The organism is Alkalicoccus luteus (genome assembly GCF_012034335.1).
Lineage (GTDB): Bacteria > Bacillota > Bacilli > Bacillales > Salisediminibacteriaceae > Alkalicoccus > Alkalicoccus luteus_A.
The window spans coordinates 1-247 of record NZ_JAATHJ010000122.1 but is presented as its reverse complement, the minus strand read 5'-3'; the positions used below and the strand labels follow the sequence as shown (position 1 = coordinate 247).

1 pseudogene is annotated in these 247 nt (G+C 57.9%); it reads left to right on the top strand.

Features of this window, described 5'->3' with window-relative positions:
• Window positions 1–247, top strand: a pseudogene (locus HCN83_RS18150) (IS5/IS1182 family transposase); the annotation flags it as partial.

Sequence of the window (247 nt, the reverse complement as noted above, 5' to 3'; positions counted from 1 at the left end):
GCCAGCTCGCCACCTTCGGCGACCGGAACAGTTTTTCCAAAACCGATCCCGCTGCTACGTTTATGCGCATGAAAGAAGATCACATGGAAAACGGCCAGCTGAAACCAGGCTACAACGTGCAGATGGGCACGGAAAATCAATTTGTGCTCGGCTATTCGGTGCATCAGCGCCCGACGGATACCCGCTGCCTGATCCCGCACCTGGAGCTTCTCCGCTCCTGGTCCCTGCCGTTTCCCAAGCAGCTCGC